Source organism: Aeromonas sp. s3, assembly GCF_040907805.1.
In the GTDB taxonomy this organism is placed as follows: domain Bacteria; phylum Pseudomonadota; class Gammaproteobacteria; order Enterobacterales; family Aeromonadaceae; genus Aeromonas; species Aeromonas dhakensis.
Map to the genome: position 1 here is coordinate 81,163 of NZ_JBFOCQ010000033.1, position 16,950 is coordinate 98,112.

Genomic DNA, 16,950 nt, shown 5'->3' on the forward strand with positions numbered 1-16,950 from the left:
AGGCGAACCTCCCCCCGTCAACTTACTTGCTGACCACTTGCAGCGGAACCGGGATGGATTTTTCCACCGGCTGGCCCTTGAGCACCTTGTCGGCGGTTGCCACGCCGATGGCGCCGATCAGGGCGGGCTGCTGGGCCACGGTGGCGGCCAGTTTACCCTTGGCCACGGCGGCCTTGCCATCGTCGGTGCCGTCGAAGCCGACGATCATCACCTCTTTGCCGGCGGCCTGCACGGCGCGGATGGCACCCAGCGCCATCTCGTCGTTCTGGGCGAACACCGCCTGCACGCTCGGGTGAGCGGCCAGCAGGTTCTCCATGACGTTCAGACCCTTGGTGCGGTCAAAGTCGGCGGGCTGGGAGGCCAGCACTTCCAGCTTGTTGGCGGCCACGGCCAGGGCAAAGCCTTCGCCGCGGTCACGGGCGGCGGAGGTGCCGGCGATCCCTTCCAGCTGGATCACCTTGGCACCGGCACCCAGCTTCTGGGTGATGAAATCGCCGGCCAGTTTGCCACCCGCCACGTTGTCGGAGGCGATGTGGGCCTTGACGTCACCCTGCGCCGCGCCGCGGTCCAGGGTCAGCACCGGGATGTTGGCCTTGTTGGCGAGGCGAATGGCGTTGCCCACCGCTTCGGAGTCGGTCGGGTTGATCAGGATGGCGTTGACCTTGCGCACGGTGAGATCTTCCATGTTGGAGAGCTCCTTGGCCGGGTCATTCTGGGAGTCCAGCACCACCAGCTCGTAGCCAAGCTCCTTGGCCTTGGCTTCGGCCCCTTCCTTCATGGTGACGAAGAAGGGGTTGTTGAGGGTGGAGACCACCATGGCCAGGGTGTGATCGGCGGCCTGGGCGGTGCCCAGCACGGACATGATGGCGGCAGCGAGCAGGGTATTGAGCTTTTTCATCATTTCATTCCTTGTGTGTGCTTACTTGCTTTTGTTATCGATCATCACGGCGAGCAAAATCACGCTGGCCTTGGCGATCATCTGGTAATAGGACGAGACGTCGAGCAGGTTGAGGGCATTGTTGAGGAAGCCGATGATGAGCGCCCCGATCAGGGTACCCATGATGCGGCCCTTGCCCCCCATCAGGCTGGTGCCACCCAGCACCACGGCGGCGATGGCATCCAGCTCGTAACCCATGCCGGCGGTCGGCTGGGCGGAGGAGAGGCGGGAAGTGACGATGAGCCCGGCCAGTGCCGACAGCATGCCGCACAGACCATACACCGCGAGCTTCACCCGGTCCACATTGATGCCGGAGAGGCGGGTGGCCGATTCGTTGCCGCCGAGGGCATAGATGTAGCGACCCAGGCGAGTGTGGTTGAGCATGAACCAGGCCAGCAGGAAGACGATGGCCATCAACCAGATGGGCACCGGCAGACCGAACAGGTAACCGGTACCCAGCCAGGCGAAGTGATCGGCACCGTCACTGAAACCGGTGGAGATGGGGCGCCCCTCGGTATAGACCATGGTGACGCCGCGCAGGGCGGTCATGGTGACCAGGGTGGCGATGAAGGCCTGCACCTTGCCCTTGGCAATGATGAGGCCGCTGATGCCGCCAAGCAGGGCACCGGCCCCCAGGGTGAGGGGGATCACCAGCATGATGGGCAGCTCCATGGCGACCATGGTGGCGGCCAGGGCGCCGCACAGGGCCAGTACCGAGCCGACCGACAGATCGATGCCGGCGGTGAGGATGACCAGGGTCATGCCGACCGCCATGATGGCGTTGACCGAGGTCTGGCGCAGGATGTTGAGCAGGTTGTCGGCGGTGAAGAAGTTGGGGCTCAGGAAGGAGACCACGCCGATCAGCACCAGCAGGGCCACCAGCGATTTGTTCTCGATCCACCACTCCTTGCTCATGATGCCGCGGCGGGAAAGGGTTTGGGTTGTCATTGTGCTGCCTCTTGCTCTGCTTGCCACTGTTTGCCGACTGCCGCGGCCATCAGTTTTTCCTGATTGGCGTCGCGGGTATTGAACTCTGCGCTGATGCGCCCTTCGTGCATCACCAGGATGCGATCACTCATGCCGAGCACTTCCGGCATCTCGGAGGAGACCAGGATGATGCTCATCCCCTCCTTCTTGAACTGGTTGATGAGCTGATAGATCTCCTTCTTGGCGCCGACATCGACGCCGCGGGTCGGCTCGTCCAGGATCAGTACCTTGGGCCGGGTCAGCAGCCCCTTGGCGATGGCCACCTTCTGCTGGTTGCCGCCGGAGAGCAGCTTTATCAGCTGATCTTGACTGGGGGTCTTGATGTTGAACAGGCGCACATAGTCGCCCACCGCCTGGCGTTCGGCCTGGCCGTCAATCTTGCCACCACGGATGAACTCGCCGAGGGCGCACAGGCTCATGTTTTCGCGCACCGACAGCTCCAGCACCAGGCCATCGCCCTTGCGATCCTCGGAGATGTAGGCGATGCCGGCGGCCAGGCCATCGGCCGGGCTTCTGGGGGCCAGCGCGTGACCATCCACGGTCACCTGGCCGGCGCTGATGGGGCTGGCACCGTAGATAAGCTTCATCAGCTCGGTGCGGCCGGAGCCCATCAGGCCGCTGAAGCCCAGAATTTCCCCCTGACGCAGGGAGAAGCTCACCCCGCGCACGCCGGGGCCGGCCAGATCCTTGACCTGCAGGCTGACCGGGCCGAGCTCGCGCACCAGACGCGGGTACTGCTCTTCCAGTCGGCGGCCTACCATCATCTCGATGATCCTGTCTTCGTCGAGCTCGCTCACCGCCTGCTCGCCGATCCACTTGCCATCGCGCAGCACGGTGACCCGATCGCAGATCTCGAAGATCTCCTTCAAGCGGTGGGAGATGTAGACGATGCCGCAGCCCTGCTCACGCAGCTCGCGGATAACCTTGAACAGCTGCTCGGTCTCGGTGTCGGTCAGGGCATCGGTGGGCTCGTCCATGATGATGACGCTGGCATCAAACGACAGCGCCTTGGCGATCTCCACCATCTGCTGTTCACCGATGGAGAGACTCCCGAGCCGGGTATCTGGGCCGTGTTTGACGCCAAGTCGTGCCAGCAGGGTGCTTGCCCGTTCGCGCAGCTGCTTGTGATCGATGCTGCCAAAGCGGGTGCGCGGTTCGCGGCCGAGGAAGATGTTGGCGGCAATGGAGAGCTCCGGCAGCAGGTTCAGCTCCTGGTGAATGATGCTGATCCCCTGATCTTGGGAATCGCGGGGCCCTTTGAAGTGAACCGGCTGGCCGCGATAACTGATGGTGCCCGCATCGGCCTGATAGATGCCGGTCAGTACCTTCATCAGGGTGGATTTGCCAGCGCCGTTTTCGCCGAGCAGGGCCATTACCTGACCCGGGTAGACCTTGAGGCCTGCCTCATCGAGCGCCCGCACCCCGGGGAAGGTCTTGACGATCCCGGTGAGCGACAGAATGGGCGAAGGGGTTGTACTCATGGCTGATTCCTTGAAAAGGCTTAAAACGCCACGCCGGCGCAGAGAATGAGGTTGGCGTAGGGGGTCACCTCGCCGCTGCGCACGATGGCCTTGCTTTGGTGGGAGCGAGCCTTGAACGCTTCGTGCAGGCAGTATTCGATGGTGATGGGCTTGCCTTGGGCAGCGGCGTGCGCCTCCAGCTGATCCACCAGCGCCTGATGGGCGGCGGGGCTGATCTGTTTGATCTCGCTCGCCATGATCACCTTCTCCACCACCAGGTCGGTGAGCAGGGCGGTCAGCACGGTGCCAAGGCTCGGCGTCCCCGCCATCAACGCCAAATCGATGCGCTCGGGGCCCGCCGGAATGGGCAGGCCCGCATCGCAGACGGTGATCTCGTCGGTGTGGCCCATCTGTGCCACCAGGGCACTCAGGGGAGCATTGAGCAGTACGCCTCGTTTCATACAGCACCTCGGCAGGCTATGCCCGCGTATCTGATGTTAGCTAGGCAACCGGTTACGCAACCGGTTGCGTCATGAAGTGGAAGATAGGCGCTCAGGCGGTTTTGATCCACCAAGAGATGGCAGAAATGTGAAAACGATCTCAATGGCGAGGGGGAAGCGGGGAAAAACAGGTGCCAGAAGAGCACTGGCACCCGCAACGAGAGGATTAAAGGGCTAGCCCTTGCTGCACGCCGGGGCGTGCCAGCATGCGCCGATAGTGATCCGCAACCTTGGGAAAGTCCGCTGATGGCCACCCCGTCGCCCTCGAGCCAGCTCGCCACCACGAACAGGTAGATGTCGGCCAGGCTGAACCGCTCCCCCAGCACCCAGGGGCCGGCCAGATAGTGGCGCTCTATCTCGGCAAAGCCCTCGCGCATGTTGTGCGGCACCTTGGCCTGCATGGCGGCGATGGCCTGCGGGTCATCGGCCCAGCGGCTGGCCCGGCGGCCGTGGGCATGGGCGACGTGCACGGTGGCGGCGAGAAAGCCGTGCACCTCCTGCATCCTGGCCAGCAGAAAGGGGTCGTCCAGCGGCGCGAGCCCGGCATGGGGAAAACGCTGCGCCACATAGAGCAGCAAGGCCGGGGTTTCGGTGAGCACACCGTGTTCGGTGACAAGAGCCGGGACCCGTCCCTTGGGGTTGATGGCCAGATAGGCGGCAGAGCGCTGCTCGCCGGCCGCCAGATCCAGCCGTTTGACAACGTGAGGGGCACCGGCTTCGGTGAGGGCGATACGCACGGCCATGGCGCAGGTGCCGGGCGCGAGATAGAGGGTCAAATCAGACATGAACATCTCCTTGTGAAGCGCGTGTCCCCTGTGATCCCGGGTGGGGAGGGGCGCGCAAAAAAATCCGCACTGTCGCCTGGCATCCTACGCCCCTGGTTGCCGTCGGCCAAGGGCGGGATCCCGGCCAGGACAAGGAGGGCTGATGAAATCAAAGGCTTTTTGAGCGCAGCCACGCGGGAAAAACGGCTACGCATGCCGGGTCAAATCGCTATAATGTGCTCCCTGAATAGCAGTTTTTCGGATGTTGGATAGTCAATTGAGTAACAAAATGCGGATAGGTGGTTCCCTCGAACAGTCCCTGAGCCAGGGATATCGTCTCGACCTCAAGGGGGTATTGCAGGAGAGCTGGCAACAGACGCGGCGCACCGGGTTCGGCCTGCTGCTGGCCATCGTCGGGGTAACGGCCATCTGGATACTGTTGAGCAACACCCTGCTCGCCCCCTATGTCAATCAGGAAGGGGGAATGGACGTGGCCCTGGTGCTGAGCCTGCTCATCACCGTCATCATGTCGCCGATGACCTCTTCCCTCGACATGCTGGGGTTGCAACAGTCGGTGGGGGTGCGTGCCCGGCCGAGCCAGGTGTTCGACTTCTTTCGCCACTTCCTGCGTCTTGGCAGCCTGAGCCTGCTCGGCAGCCTCATCACCAGCCTGTTCGGCCCGCTGTTCGAGCTGGTGGGGCTGCCGGTGATGCTGGCCTTCATTCCGTCGGCCCTGATCGGCATGGGGCTGGTGTTTACCGTGCCGCTGGTGCTGGAGCGCGGCCTGTCGCCGGCGCAGGCCATCCTGGTCTCCCTCAAGCTGTTTGCCCGCGGCTGGCCCAGCATAGTGCTGCTGCACGGGGTCATGATGGCGCTCTTCTTCCTGGCGCTGATCCCCATGGGGCTGGGGCTTATCTGGGTGGCACCGCTCTATTTCAACTGCAAGGGGATCCTCTACCGGGATCTGTGCGGGGTGGCGGTCGAAGTGACCGAGGTGAGCCAGGGCCCCGATCATTTCAACGCCTGACGGGCATGCAGGCGTCAGACAACAGCAACAGATAGCGGCGCGTGCAGATGCGTGATGCAAAAGGATGGCATATGAACAATCGATACGGGATGGCGGCCGCGCTGTTGCTGGCCCCCATGCTGGCAGTGGCGCAGCCCTCCCTTGAGCTGCAGTACGGCACCTTCTACAGCCAGATGAAGACCTTCGCCAAGGGGGAGTTCGGCCACGCCAGGCTGGGTTTTTATCTGACCGATCAACAAAATGGCCGGCGCTGCCAGCTCACCTCGGCCCGGGTCTCGACCCTGGATCGGGACGTGGCGGTCGAGGTGACCATTGACAGCGAATTGCGATTGCCCTATGACGACGACCTGAATCTCGACAAGGCAAGCGTGGTAGTGGGGCTCACCGAGCCTCATGCAGCCTGCGATCTGTCGGTGCAGGTGATGGCCGATGTGCCGCCGCCGGCAGACAGCCAGTGGGAGCTCAAGGTGAGCGAGCTGACGGGCCGTCAGCACGACATGCAGAGCCTGCTGGAGAAGCTGGCCGGCATGGTCGGCAAGTATTTCCTGCCCGAGATGACGGGGGTGAGGGTCAGCCTGGTGCAGCCAAGCGGCACCGCCTACCTCATCGATGGTGCCCGCCAGCTGCCGCTGCCCTGGCAGGAGGGACAACTGCTGCTGAGCAACGCCCAGCTGGCGGAGTTTGCCGAGGGCAAGCTGCAGTTGCAGGGAGAGATCCTGCGACTGACCCCCTGGCTGCACAAGGGCTGATGGGTCCCGGGCCGCTTGCTTGCCGGCATAAAAATAAAAAAGGAGCGCTTGGCGCTCCTTTTTTCATTAGTGATGGTGAGGGCTTAGCGCACCTCAATCACATCCAGCATGTCCATCTCGTCGATGTCCAGCAGCGGTGCCTTGGGCAGCTCGGGCGGATCAAACGCCTTGTCGCCGCCGTCGATGATGCCGGAGTCGCGGTTGATGCTCTTGAAGTCAAACAGCTTGTGATCGAGCAGGTGGCTCGGGATCACGTCCTGAATGGCGGTGAACATGGTCTCGAGACGACCCGGGAAGCGGCGATCCCACTCCTGCATCATCTGCTTGATGGCCTGACGCTGCAGGTTCTCCTGGGAGCCGCACAGGTTGCACGGGATGATGGGGAAGGCCTTGACCTCGGCATAGCGCACCAGGTCCTTCTCCTTGCAGTAGGCGAGCGGGCGGATCACCACGTTCTTGCCATCGTCGCTCACCAGTTTGGGCGGCATGGACTTGAGCTTGCCACCGTAGAACATGTTGAGGAACAGGGTCTCGAGGATGTCATCGCGGTGGTGGCCAAGGGCAATCTTGGTGCAACCCAGCTCCTGGGCGGTGCGGTAGAGAATGCCGCGGCGCAGGCGGGAGCAGAGGGCACAGGTGGTCTTGCCCTCCGGTACCTTCTCCTTGACGATGGCGTAGGTATCCTCTTCGACGATCTTGAAGTCGATGCCAAGGGTGCTCAGGTATTCGGGCAGCACGTGCTCGGGGAAACCGGGCTGCTTCTGATCCAGGTTGACCGCCACCAGATCGAAGTGGATGGGGGCGCTGGCCTTCAGGCTCATCAGGATGTCGAGCATGGCGAAGCTGTCCTTGCCGCCGGACAGGCACACCATGACCTTGTCACCCTCTTCAATCATGTTGAAGTCGGCGATGGCCTGACCTACGTTGCGCCGCAGGCGCTTCTGCAGTTTGTTGAAACTGTATTTTTCTTTGGCGTTAAGCTCTTCTAGCATGACCTGAAACCCGGGACAAAAATAAGCGGCTTATTATAGCCATGTCCCGGGGGAGGGCAAGAAAGGCTTATGCTGGACGGCGGCTATCGACCGGGCAGCTGTAGTCGGCGGGCTTGAGGATCAGCATGTCGCAGGCGAGGCGATCCACCACATGTTCGGCGGTGTTGCCAAGCAGGGCGGCGGAGAGCCCGGTGCGACCGACGCACCCCATGATCATCAGGGTGGCCTGCAGCTCGCCGGCGAGATCGGGCAGCACCTCTTCGGGCAGGCCTTCCGCCACCCGGGTCCAGAGATGGCCGATGCCGTATTTGTCGGCGTGGCTCAGCAGCAGGCTCTCGTGGTGTTTGCGAATGGCGTCGTTGTAGGCGTTGGGATCAAACTCCGGCAGCTCGATGGCCACGTTGACCGGGGTACCCGGGTAGGTGTTGACCAGATAGAGGTTGGAGCCGAGCAGTTCGGCGATGGCGATCCCCTCTTCGGTGATCCGCTCGTTGAGCAGTTTCTGATCCTGATCGTCGCTGGAGCAATTGATGGCGGCGATGATGTTGCCACCCCGCTGCCAATGCCCCTCTTTCACCAGCAGCACGGGGCAGGGGCACTTGCGCAGCAGGTGCCAGTCGGTGGGGGTGAAGATGAAGGTTTGCAGGAAGGAGTGGTGGTGAGTGGCCTTGACCACCAGATCGTGGCGCTGCTCCAGCACTTCCTGAATGATGCATTCGAAGGGACGGTTGTGCCAGACCACCTTGATCTCGCAGTCCAGCCCACGGGCACGGTAGGGTTTGAGTATGTCGTCGAGCCACTCACGGCGCTGGGAAATGACTCCGTGGCGCATCTCTTCCCGCTCGTCCACCGACAGCATGGCGGTCATTTCATACGAGAAGTCGTAAATGGTGAGTAACAGGGTCAGCTGCGCCCCTTCATCCAGCTCGGCGACCTTGACCGCACGTTCGAGGGCGATTTGCCGCTCTTCTTCCGGGTTGATGACCACCAGGATTTTTCGGTACTTGACCATATTCTCCTCCTCCTTGGCAAAAATACCAATGATGGCAGACCTTTAGCCATTACAGCTTAGCTCAGGAGGAGAAGGGGGGACGTGTGCCGGATCAAATTTCGGGGTAAACCGATCCGGCACCAGAGAGAGGAGGCTTAACCGCAGGGGGGACGGGTTGCACCGGCCATGACGCCGAGGGCGACGTGATCCAGCACGGTAATGTATTTGCCCTTGACGCTGATGAGGCCGGACTTCTGGAAGCGGCCCAGCAGACGGCTGATGGTCTCGACGGTGAGGCCGAGGTAGTTGCCGATGTCGCCGCGGGTCATGGAGAGGCGGAACTCCTTGGCGGAGAAACCACGCTCGGAGAAGCGCACTGACAGGTTGTGCAGGAAGGCGGCGAGGCGCTCTTCGGCATTCTTCTTGGAGAGCAGCAGGATCATTTCCTGGTCGCCCATGATCTCGTTGCTCATCAGCCGCATGATCTGCTGACGCAGCTTGGGCATCTTGCCGGAGAGATCGTCAAGCACGTCGAACGGGATCTCGCACACCATGGCGGTTTCCAGCGCCTGGGCGAAGGAGGGGTGCGCCTGCTTGTGGATGGCGTCAAAGCCGACCAGATCGCCAGCCAGGTGGAAGGCGGTGATCTGCTCGTCACCCTGTTCGGTGATGGTGTATGACTTGATGGTCCCGGAACGGATGGCATAGAGCGATTTGAGTTCGTCGCCGGCCTTGAACAACTCTTCACCCTTCTGGATCGGCTTCTTGCGCTCGATGATGCTGTCCAGCTGATCGAGCTCGTTGTCGTTCAGAGTGAAGGGAATGCAGAGCTGGCTGATGCTGCAATCCTGGCAATGAATTGCACAGCCACCGCTCTGAATACGTCTGCCAGGTTTCTTTTCCGGGATCATAGGCTCATACGAATAATTGATTTATATCAAACAAGTTTACCATCAACTCATCCGTTTTGGATAGGGTTTCAAAAGGATGCAATCCCGATCCAGAGGGTATGCAGCCCGTATGCGATGAGCAGCAGGGCCCCGCCAAGGCGCAAACTGCGCAGGGTCAGCCAGTAGCGCAGTCGATCCGCCAGCCCTCCCAGCGCAAACAGGGTCGGCAGGGTGCCGAGGCCGAAAAAGAGCATGATCAGTGCGCCGCCAGCGGCCGATCCCGCCGCCGCGCTCCAGGTCAGCATGGAGTAGACCAGCCCGCAGGGGAGCCAGCCCCATACCATGCCAAACGGCAGTGCCTGCCAGGCCGAAGTGAAGGGGATGAACTTGCCCGCCAGCGGCTTGAGGCGGGGCCACAACCTGGCGCCAATGCGCTCGAGCAGCAACACCCCCTGCCACCAGCCAGCGAGATAGAGCCCGAGGGCAATCATCAGGAAGGCCGCTACCAGCCGCAGGCCGGCGATGGCGTGCTTGCCCGCGCCGAGCTCGCTGGTGGTGGCGAGCAAGCCCCCGACCAGGGCGCCGGCGATCACATAGCTGAGGATCCGGCCGAGGTTGTAGTTGAGCAGGTAACCGAGCCGGCCCCAGAAGTGTTGCTTCTCGGCAGGAATGGCCATGGAGAGGGCGGCGGAGACGCCGCCGCACATGCCGATGCAGTGGCCGGCGCCAGCCAGTCCCACCAGCAGGGCGCCCAACAGATCAAGGGTGGCCGTCATCTTTGTGCTCGTGCTCGGCGTGTTTGGGGGCGGGTTGTTCTTCATCGAACAGGATATTGGAACCCTGGCGGTCGAGATCTTCAAACTGCTCGGAGCGAATGGCCCAGAAGAAGACGGCGCCGGCGATGATGACGAAGAGGATGGCGATGGGGATGAGGACGAAGATGATGTTCATGCAGCAAACCTTGCAATAAGAGGGGTCATGGTACACCTGTTGGTGGCCGCAGGCCCGTCGATTTGATGGTGAAGGGAGCAAGGTTCGCTCCCTTCACCCTGTCTGTCCCTGTGGTCACGGCTCAGCGGTTGAGCCGCATGGAGTTGGTGACCACGATGAGGGAGCTCAGCGACATGCCCGCCGCCGCCACGTAGGGGGGCAGCCAGCCGCTGGCCGCCAGCGGCAGCACCAGCAGGTTGTAACCGATGGACCAGGCGAAGTTCTCCTTGATGATCTTGCGGGTGCGCAGCGCCAGGGCGCGGGCATCCAGCAGGCGGGAGAGATCGTCGGCCAGCAAGATGGCGTCGGCGCTGTTCTTGGCCAGATCGGTGCCGCCAGCCATGGCGAAGGAGGCATGAGCGCCGGCCAACACAGGGGCGTCGTTGATGCCATCTCCCACCATGATGCTGATGTCGCCGCGGGCTTCGTGCTCCTTGAGGTAGGCCAGCTTGCCATCCGGGGTGACGCCCTTGACCAGCTCGTCGACCCCCAGCTCGCGGGCTACCTCGTCGGCCTGGGCCGAGCTGTCGCCGGTGAGGATGGTGGTCTTGAGACCGGCCGCCTTGAAGGCCTGGATCAGCGCCTTCGTATCCGGGCGCAGGGTGTCGGTCAGCAGGAAGCGGGCGAGCGCCTGATCCTCGTCGGCCAGATAGATGACCAGCCCGTCCGCTTGCGCTTCGTGGGCATCGCTGATGCCGAGCCAGCGGGCACTGCCGAGCCGATAGTGACGTCCCTCGATCACCCCTTCGATACCGTGTCCGATGACGGGGGTCACCTTGCTGGCCGCCAGCAGCACGGCGTCGTCTGCGGCGTTGCTGCGAAAGGCGCGGGCGATGGGGTGTTCGGAATAGGCCTCCAGGGCACGGGCGATGGCAAGGCTGCGCGCCTCGTCGAAATTGCCCAGGGCCTCCGTGCTGGTCAGGCTGATGTTGCCCGTGGTCAGGGTGCCTGTCTTGTCCATCACGATGCGGTTGGCCCGGGTCAGCACGTCCAGCACGTGGCCGCGGCGCAGCAGGATGCCGGCCCGGGTCAGGCGGGCGGTGGCCGAGGTGAGCGCGGTGGGAGTGGCCAGCGACAGGGCGCAGGGGCAGGTCGCCACCAGCACCGCCAAAGTGACCCAGAAGGCCTGCTCCGGCTGATGGAAGTGCCAGAAGGTCCATACCCCGGCGGCGATGAACAGCAGCACCAGAATGAAATGGCGGGAGAGCACATCCGCCATCTGGGCGATGGCCGGTTTGTCGTCCAGCGCATGATCCTGCAGCCGCATGATCTGGGCCAGGCGCGACTCTTCGATACGATGACTGACCCGGATCTCCAATGGGGCGTCGGTGTTGATGGTGCCGGCGTAGACGGCATCTCCCGCCTGCTTGAGCAGTGGCAGCTGTTCGCCGGTCAGCATAGATTCGTTGAGACTGGCCTGCCCAAGCAGGATGATGCCGTCCGCCGGCAGGGTGGCCCCCGCCAGCACTCGCACCCGATCGCCAACCTGCAGCGTCTTGGCCGCCACCTCGTGTTCGCCATCCTCATCGAGCCGGGTGGCCATGATGGGCACCAGCCGCGCCAGGTTGGAGCTCGACTCGGAGGCCTTGCGTCTGGCCCGCAGCTCGAGGAAGCGCCCCAGCAGCAGGAAGAAGACGAACATGGTGATGGAGTCGTAATAGACCTCGCCGGTGTTGAACACGGTGGCCCACATGGAGGCGACGAAGGCGCCGATCAGTGCCAGCGACACCGACACGTCCATAGAGAGGTGTCCCTGCTTGAGGCTGCGCCAGGCGCCCACGTAGAAGGGCTGGGCCGAGTAGATCATGATGGGGGTGGAGAGCAGCAGACTTATCCACTTGAAGTAGACCATGAACTCCTCTTCGACACTGATGAAGAGATCCATGTAGAGCGCCACCGCACACATCATCACCTGCATGGAGCCGAGCCCCGCCAGTGCCAGCCGGAACATGTAGCTGCGCACCTCTTTGGCGTAGAGCGCTTCCTGCTGGTGAGTCTGGAAGGGGTAGGCGCGATAGCCAATCTTGGCAAAGCCTTTGAGGATGTCGCTCAACGAGAGCCGGTCCGGATCCCACTTGATGCGGGCTCTGTGGGTGGTGGTGTTGACGTTGATGTAGTGCAGCCCGGTCAGGTTGCCCAGATGGCGTTCGATGAGCCAGGCACAGGCGGCGCAGGTCAAGCCTTCCACCGTCAGCTGGATCTCGCGCACCTTGTGACTACCGGTGGCGCTGTCGGTGACAAAATCCTGCTGTACTTCGGCCAGATCATAGTGGGTGAGGGCGGCGAGCTCTGCGGGCACCAGCTCGCCCTTGGTGCCGGGAGCGGTGCGGTGCTCATAGTAGCTGGCCAGGCCGCATTCGAGAATGGTTTCCGCTACCGCCTGACAACCGGGGCAGCACATGGGTTGGACTATGCCTTTTATCTCGAGGGCATAGCGGCTGCCGGCGGGGACCGGCTCACCACAGTGAAAGCAGCCGCTCATGACAGCTGGCCGCAGGCTACCCGGCCTGTCGGCAGAAACAGTGAAGCGCCGGTTGCTGCCGGCGTGTCATGGTGAACAGGACGGCTCATGACTCAGCGTCCTTTGGGATCGAGTTCGACGGGGGCCTTGGTGGGGAGCTGGACAGTCTCTTGCAGCCGCCATTCGTGGTTGAAGGCATCCACCCGCACATGCCACTTGCCGGTGAGGGGCTTGTCGAGCAGCAGGCGATAGACGCCGTTGCCGTCGGCGGTCACCATGTGCTCGCTGTCCATGCCGGCGAGGGTGGGGTGAAACAGGGAGAGGTAGAGCGCCTGGCCGGCCGGGATATCCCCCGACAGCGGCTTGAGGGTCAGCTCGTTGCCGTTGACCTCCAGCGCGATGTGGATGTTGAGGGCGTCGGCGCGATCAAACTTGCTGAGATCCTGATTAATCTCTTTGCCTTGCTTGTAATAGTCTTCGGCCACCAGATTGACGCCATCCTTGCTGGCGATGATCGCCGTACTGATGCTGCCGATCACGGCGGCGGTCGGGAGGGCGATGATGAACCAGGGCCAGAATTGGCGATACCAGGGTTGGGACATAGTGCTACTACCGTGAAACCAGTGGTTAACGAAACAGAGGAATTTCAGTCAACACAAGATAACAAAAAGCCTCGAAGAGTCGAGGCTTTTTGCTGAGTAATCACGTGTTTATCACATGTTACTGCTTATTTTGCTGGTCGTTGTGGGACAAGCTGTAAACGTAGGAGGCGAGCAGGTGCACCTTGTCTTCACCCAGAATATCTTTCCAGGCCGGCATCACGCCGTGACGACCGTGGGTGATGGTCTGCTCGACCACCTGACGGGAACCGCCATAGAGCCAAGTGTTGTTGGTGAGATCCGGTGCCCCGAAGGCGATGCCGCCCTTGGCGTCCGGACCGTGACAGGCGGCGCAGATGGTGAAGCGCGCTTCACCCTTCTTGGCTTCCACCATGTCCACCTTGCGACCGGAGAGGCTCAGCACGTAGGAGGCCACTTCGCGGACCCCGTCCTTGCCGAGGATCTCGCCCCAGGCGGCCATCACGCCCTGACGACCGCCCATGATGGTGGTCTTGATCTGGTCGGGCGCGCCGCCCCATTGCCATTCGCTGTCGGTCAGGTTCGGGAAACCGCGACCGCCGCGGGCATCGGAGCCGTGGCATTGAGAACAGTTCTGCAGGAACAGACGCTGACCCACCTTGCGGGCTTCCGGATCGGCGGCGATCTCCTCGATGGCGCGATAGGTCTTGCCATCGGCCTGATAGGCCAGCTCGCGGAACTTGGCGCCGTAGATCTCGTCGGCCTTGACGAGCTCGCGATCGTACTCCACCGCACGGCCTTCAGCCTTGGCGGAAGCCGCCGCCGCCTTGGATTCGGCCAGCGAGCGTACGTCCTGGTTGGAGCTCTGCCAGCCCAGCACGCCCTTGAAGTTGCCAAGGCCCGGGAAGGCAATCAGATAGACCAGACCGGTGACGATGAAGAAGAGGAACATGTAGGTCCACCACTTCGGCAGCGGGTTGTTGATCTCTTCGATACCGTCGAAAGCGTGTCCCATGGACTTGCCTTCTTCCACCCCCATCTTGTCGCGCAGGCACCATACCAGCAGCAAGAAGCAGCCGAGGATGGTCCCCAGACTGATGACGGTCACAAAAATGCTAAACAAAGTGCTCATTATTGTTTCGCTCCTGCGTTCTTGTTATCAGCACTGGGTTGCTCGTCGTCGGCAAAAACCAGATTGGCAGCCTCGTCGAAGGAGGTCTTGCGGCGCTTGCTGTAGGCCCAGACGATGATGCCGACCATGATGGCCATCAACAGCAGGGTATACAGGCCGCGAAAAGTGCCGTAATCCATATCCTGACTCCTTTATTTCAGGGCATGGCCCAGTGATTGCAGATAGGCTACCAGCGCATCCAGCTCGGTCTTGCCCTTCACGGCCTCACCGGCCCCCTGAATGTCGGCATCCGTGTAGGGTACGCCGAAGTGATCGCGGAACAGGGCCAGCTTCTTGCCGGTCAGCTCACCGGTCAACACGTTGGTGTCGAGCCAGGGGAAGGCGGGCATGTTGGACTCGGGCACCACGTCGCGCGGGTTGATCAGGTGGGCACGGTGCCAGTCGTCGGAATAACGACCGCCAACCCGGGCCAGATCCGGACCGGTACGCTTGGAGCCCCACAGGAAGGGGTGCTCCCAGACGCTCTCACCGGCGACCGAGTAGTGGCCGTAACGCTCGGTTTCGGCGCGGAACGGACGGATCATCTGGCTGTGGCAGACGGTGCAGCCTTCGCGGATGAAGATGTCGCGCCCTTCCATCTGCAGGGCGGTGTAGGGCTTGAGGCCCTCGACCGGCTCAGTGGTCTGCTTCTGGAAGAACAGCGGGGTGATTTCCACCAGGCCCCCCAGGCTGATGGCAAATATGATGCCGACCACCAGCATGGGAACGCTCTTTTCAAAGATCTCGTGACGGTTATTGTTGCTCATGCTTTGACCTCTTCAATCATGCTGGCTGTGCGACAGGTTCCAGGGAACCTTTGGGCGCAGTGATGGTGCGATAGGCGTTGTAGGCCATCAGCAACATGCCGGTGACAAAGAAGCAGCCACCCAGGAAGCGCACGAAGTAGAAGGGATAAGAGGCCTGCAGCGCTTCTACGAAGCTGTAGGTCAGGGTGCCGTCGTCGTTGACCGCACGCCACATCAGACCCTGCATCACACCGGAAATCCACATGGCGACGATGTAGAGCACGGTACCCACGGTCGCCAGCCAGAAGTGGACGTTGATGAGCTTGATGCTGTACATGCGGCCCTGGCCGAACAGGTTCGGGATCAGGTGGTACACGGCACCGATAGATACCATGGCAACCCAGCCCAGTGCGCCGGAGTGGACGTGACCGATTGTCCAGTCGGTGTAGTGGGAGAGGGCGTTGACGGTCTTGATCGCCATCATCGGGCCTTCGAAGGTGGACATGCCGTAGAACGACAGGGACACGATCAGGAAGCGCAGGATGGGGTCGTAACGCAGTTTGTGCCAGGCACCGGAGAGGGTCATGATGCCGTTGATCATGCCGCCCCAGGAGGGCACGAACAGGATCAGGGACATCACCATGCCGAGGGACTGTGCCCAGTCAGGCAGGGCGGTATAGTGCAGGTGGTGCGGACCGGCCCAGATGTAGAGGGAGATCAGCGCCCAGAAGTGAACGATGGAGAGACGGTAGGAGTAGACCGGACGACCCGCCTGTTTCGGTACGAAGTAGTACATCATGCCGAGGAAGCCGGCAGTCAGCAGGAAGCCTACCGCGTTGTGGCCATACCACCACTGCACCATGGCATCCATGGCGCCGGAGTACATGGAGTAGGACTTCATGCCGGAAAGCGGCACTTCCATGTTGTTGACGATGTGCAGCACGGCCACCGTGATGATGAAGGCACCGAAGAACCAGTTCGCCACATAGATGTGGGAGGTGGTGCGCTTGACCAGGGTGCCGAAGAAGACCACGGCATAGGCGACCCAGACGATGGTGATGGCGATATCAATCGGCCATTCCAGCTCTGCGTACTCCTTGGAGGTGGTGTATCCCAGCGGCAGCGAAATGGCGGCAGAAAGGATGATGGCCTGCCAGCCCCAGAACACGAAGGTCGCCAGCGGGCCACCAAACAGTCGGGTTTGACAGGTGCGTTGCACCACATAGAAGGAGGTCGCCATCAGGGCGCTACAGCCAAATGCGAAGATGACCGCGTTGGTGTGCAGAGGGCGAAGGCGACTGTAAGTCAGCCAGGGAGTATCAAAGTTGAGGGCAGGCCAGATCAACTGGGCTGCAATCAGTACGCCAACCGACATGCCGACAATTCCCCAGACAATCGTCATGACGGTGAACTGGCGAACAACGGTGTAGTTGTACTCAGGATGGTTAGTTGTATGGCTCATCGTTGTATTCCGCTTCCGATGCTGCTGTTGTTTGATTTTGTGTCCAGTGAGGTGGACCGACTTCATTGGCTACTGCCTTTTCTCTTGTTAACAACTGTTAATAAAAGGAAAAGCAAAAAGTAGCTAAATGAAAATTCAATGGGAATGATACTGAACTGACAGGTAAAATAACAGTATAAACAGTGATATATTTGGCTCCGTTGGGTCTCGCCTGTTCAATTATTTACCTTGCGCGAGATCACGAA

Annotated in this window: 17 protein-coding genes and 1 pseudogene; 2 read left to right on the forward strand and 16 right to left on the reverse strand. The window is 61.6% G+C overall.

The window, feature by feature from the left end:
- Window positions 1–22: 22 nt before the first annotated feature.
- From rbsB to AB5Y98_RS18695, 5 genes and pseudogenes are all read right to left on the reverse strand, one after another.
- Window positions 23–898 (reverse strand): ribose ABC transporter substrate-binding protein RbsB, encoded by an 876-nt coding sequence (gene rbsB, locus AB5Y98_RS18675; protein ID WP_324052819.1) that lies wholly within the window; start codon window positions 896–898, stop codon window positions 23–25.
- 21 nt (window positions 899–919) lie between these two features.
- Window positions 920–1,885 carry a ribose ABC transporter permease gene (rbsC, locus tag AB5Y98_RS18680; RefSeq protein WP_005300744.1) on the reverse strand — a complete coding sequence of 322 codons (966 nt, stop codon included), beginning with the start codon at window positions 1,883–1,885 and terminating at the stop codon, window positions 920–922.
- Entirely contained in the window at window positions 1,882–3,405 is a 1,524-nt protein-coding gene (rbsA, locus tag AB5Y98_RS18685) for a ribose ABC transporter ATP-binding protein RbsA (RefSeq protein ID WP_017764535.1), read from the reverse strand. Before rbsA ends, rbsC begins: the two co-directional genes overlap by 4 nt.
- Window positions 3,406–3,425: 20 nt before the next feature.
- Window positions 3,426–3,845 carry a D-ribose pyranase gene (gene rbsD, locus AB5Y98_RS18690; protein WP_279450813.1) on the reverse strand — a complete coding sequence of 140 codons (420 nt, stop codon included), beginning with the start codon at window positions 3,843–3,845 and terminating at the stop codon, window positions 3,426–3,428.
- Between the two features lie 205 nt (window positions 3,846–4,050).
- Window positions 4,051–4,669: pseudogene (locus AB5Y98_RS18695) on the reverse strand (glutathione S-transferase family protein).
- 268 nt (window positions 4,670–4,937) lie between these two features.
- Between AB5Y98_RS18695 and AB5Y98_RS18700 the strand changes: the two are divergent.
- Window positions 4,938–5,675, forward strand: a complete 738-nt coding sequence (locus AB5Y98_RS18700) for a hypothetical protein (protein ID WP_026141063.1) — start codon at window positions 4,938–4,940, stop codon at window positions 5,673–5,675.
- 71 nt (window positions 5,676–5,746) lie between these two features.
- The gene (locus AB5Y98_RS18705; protein WP_206867037.1) at window positions 5,747–6,424 is read left to right on the forward strand and encodes a DUF2987 domain-containing protein; all 678 of its coding nucleotides are present in this window, start codon (window positions 5,747–5,749) and stop codon (window positions 6,422–6,424) included.
- Between the two features lie 83 nt (window positions 6,425–6,507).
- Here AB5Y98_RS18705 and ttcA read toward each other — a convergent pair whose 3' ends face one another.
- The 11 genes from ttcA to ccoN form a co-directional block, all read right to left on the reverse strand.
- A complete protein-coding gene (gene ttcA / locus AB5Y98_RS18710) occupies window positions 6,508–7,416 on the reverse strand; it encodes a tRNA 2-thiocytidine(32) synthetase TtcA (protein WP_005300763.1) in 909 nt (302 codons plus the stop codon).
- A 67-nt stretch (window positions 7,417–7,483) separates the two neighbouring features.
- Complete coding sequence (gene uspE, locus AB5Y98_RS18715; protein WP_017764530.1) at window positions 7,484–8,428, reverse strand: universal stress protein UspE; 945 nt, start codon at window positions 8,426–8,428, stop codon at window positions 7,484–7,486.
- 134 nt (window positions 8,429–8,562) lie between these two features.
- Window positions 8,563–9,318 (reverse strand): FNR family transcription factor, encoded by a 756-nt coding sequence (locus AB5Y98_RS18720; protein WP_005300768.1) that lies wholly within the window; start codon window positions 9,316–9,318, stop codon window positions 8,563–8,565.
- A 68-nt stretch (window positions 9,319–9,386) separates the two neighbouring features.
- Window positions 9,387–10,073 (reverse strand): sulfite exporter TauE/SafE family protein, encoded by a 687-nt coding sequence (locus tag AB5Y98_RS18725; RefSeq protein ID WP_017788046.1) that lies wholly within the window; start codon window positions 10,071–10,073, stop codon window positions 9,387–9,389.
- A complete protein-coding gene (gene ccoS, locus AB5Y98_RS18730) occupies window positions 10,057–10,248 on the reverse strand; it encodes a cbb3-type cytochrome oxidase assembly protein CcoS (protein ID WP_005300771.1) in 192 nt (63 codons plus the stop codon). The genes AB5Y98_RS18725 and ccoS overlap by 17 nt, the downstream gene beginning before the upstream one ends.
- A gap of 121 nt (window positions 10,249–10,369) precedes the next feature.
- Window positions 10,370–12,769: a heavy metal translocating P-type ATPase gene (locus tag AB5Y98_RS18735; RefSeq protein ID WP_368232488.1), complete on the reverse strand. Its 2,400-nt coding sequence runs from the start codon at window positions 12,767–12,769 to the stop codon at window positions 10,370–10,372.
- Window positions 12,770–12,861: 92 nt separating this feature from the next.
- On the reverse strand, window positions 12,862–13,350 hold the full coding sequence (locus AB5Y98_RS18740; protein ID WP_010634020.1) for a FixH family protein: 489 nt from the start codon (window positions 13,348–13,350) through the stop codon (window positions 12,862–12,864).
- 118 nt (window positions 13,351–13,468) lie between these two features.
- A complete protein-coding gene (gene ccoP, locus AB5Y98_RS18745) occupies window positions 13,469–14,458 on the reverse strand; it encodes a cytochrome-c oxidase, cbb3-type subunit III (protein WP_005300777.1) in 990 nt (329 codons plus the stop codon).
- Window positions 14,458–14,637 carry a cbb3-type cytochrome oxidase subunit 3 gene (locus AB5Y98_RS18750; protein ID WP_368232490.1) on the reverse strand — a complete coding sequence of 60 codons (180 nt, stop codon included), beginning with the start codon at window positions 14,635–14,637 and terminating at the stop codon, window positions 14,458–14,460. Before AB5Y98_RS18750 ends, ccoP begins: the two co-directional genes overlap by 1 nt.
- 12 nt (window positions 14,638–14,649) lie before the next feature.
- Complete coding sequence (ccoO, locus tag AB5Y98_RS18755; RefSeq protein WP_005300783.1) at window positions 14,650–15,264, reverse strand: cytochrome-c oxidase, cbb3-type subunit II; 615 nt, start codon at window positions 15,262–15,264, stop codon at window positions 14,650–14,652.
- Between the two features lie 16 nt (window positions 15,265–15,280).
- Window positions 15,281–16,705, reverse strand: a complete 1,425-nt coding sequence (gene ccoN, locus AB5Y98_RS18760; protein ID WP_005300785.1) for a cytochrome-c oxidase, cbb3-type subunit I — start codon at window positions 16,703–16,705, stop codon at window positions 15,281–15,283.
- Window positions 16,706–16,950: the final 245 nt, after the last annotated feature.

Coding starts and splice junctions, on each gene's coding strand:
- rbsC (WP_005300744.1), bottom strand. CDS start 1,885: ATGACAACCCAAACCCTTTCCCGCCGCGGCATCATGAGCAAGGAGTGG.
- AB5Y98_RS18720 (WP_005300768.1), bottom strand. CDS start 9,318: ATGATCCCGGAAAAGAAACCTGGCAGACGTATTCAGAGCGGTGGCTGT.
- AB5Y98_RS18725 (WP_017788046.1), bottom strand. CDS start 10,073: ATGACGGCCACCCTTGATCTGTTGGGCGCCCTGCTGGTGGGACTGGCT.
- rbsD (WP_279450813.1), bottom strand. CDS start 3,845: ATGAAACGAGGCGTACTGCTCAATGCTCCCCTGAGTGCCCTGGTGGCA.
- AB5Y98_RS18705 (WP_206867037.1), top strand. CDS start 5,747: ATGAACAATCGATACGGGATGGCGGCCGCGCTGTTGCTGGCCCCCATG.
- AB5Y98_RS18700 (WP_026141063.1), top strand. CDS start 4,938: ATGCGGATAGGTGGTTCCCTCGAACAGTCCCTGAGCCAGGGATATCGT.
- rbsB (WP_324052819.1), bottom strand. CDS start 898: ATGAAAAAGCTCAATACCCTGCTCGCTGCCGCCATCATGTCCGTGCTG.
- AB5Y98_RS18735 (WP_368232488.1), bottom strand. CDS start 12,769: ATGAGCGGCTGCTTTCACTGTGGTGAGCCGGTCCCCGCCGGCAGCCGC.
- rbsA (WP_017764535.1), bottom strand. CDS start 3,405: ATGAGTACAACCCCTTCGCCCATTCTGTCGCTCACCGGGATCGTCAAG.
- uspE (WP_017764530.1), bottom strand. CDS start 8,428: ATGGTCAAGTACCGAAAAATCCTGGTGGTCATCAACCCGGAAGAAGAG.
- ttcA (WP_005300763.1), bottom strand. CDS start 7,416: ATGCTAGAAGAGCTTAACGCCAAAGAAAAATACAGTTTCAACAAACTG.
- AB5Y98_RS18740 (WP_010634020.1), bottom strand. CDS start 13,350: ATGTCCCAACCCTGGTATCGCCAATTCTGGCCCTGGTTCATCATCGCC.
- ccoN (WP_005300785.1), bottom strand. CDS start 16,705: ATGAGCCATACAACTAACCATCCTGAGTACAACTACACCGTTGTTCGC.
- ccoP (WP_005300777.1), bottom strand. CDS start 14,458: ATGAGCACTTTGTTTAGCATTTTTGTGACCGTCATCAGTCTGGGGACC.
- AB5Y98_RS18750 (WP_368232490.1), bottom strand. CDS start 14,637: ATGGATTACGGCACTTTTCGCGGCCTGTATACCCTGCTGTTGATGGCC.
- ccoO (WP_005300783.1), bottom strand. CDS start 15,264: ATGAGCAACAATAACCGTCACGAGATCTTTGAAAAGAGCGTTCCCATG.
- ccoS (WP_005300771.1), bottom strand. CDS start 10,248: ATGAACATCATCTTCGTCCTCATCCCCATCGCCATCCTCTTCGTCATC.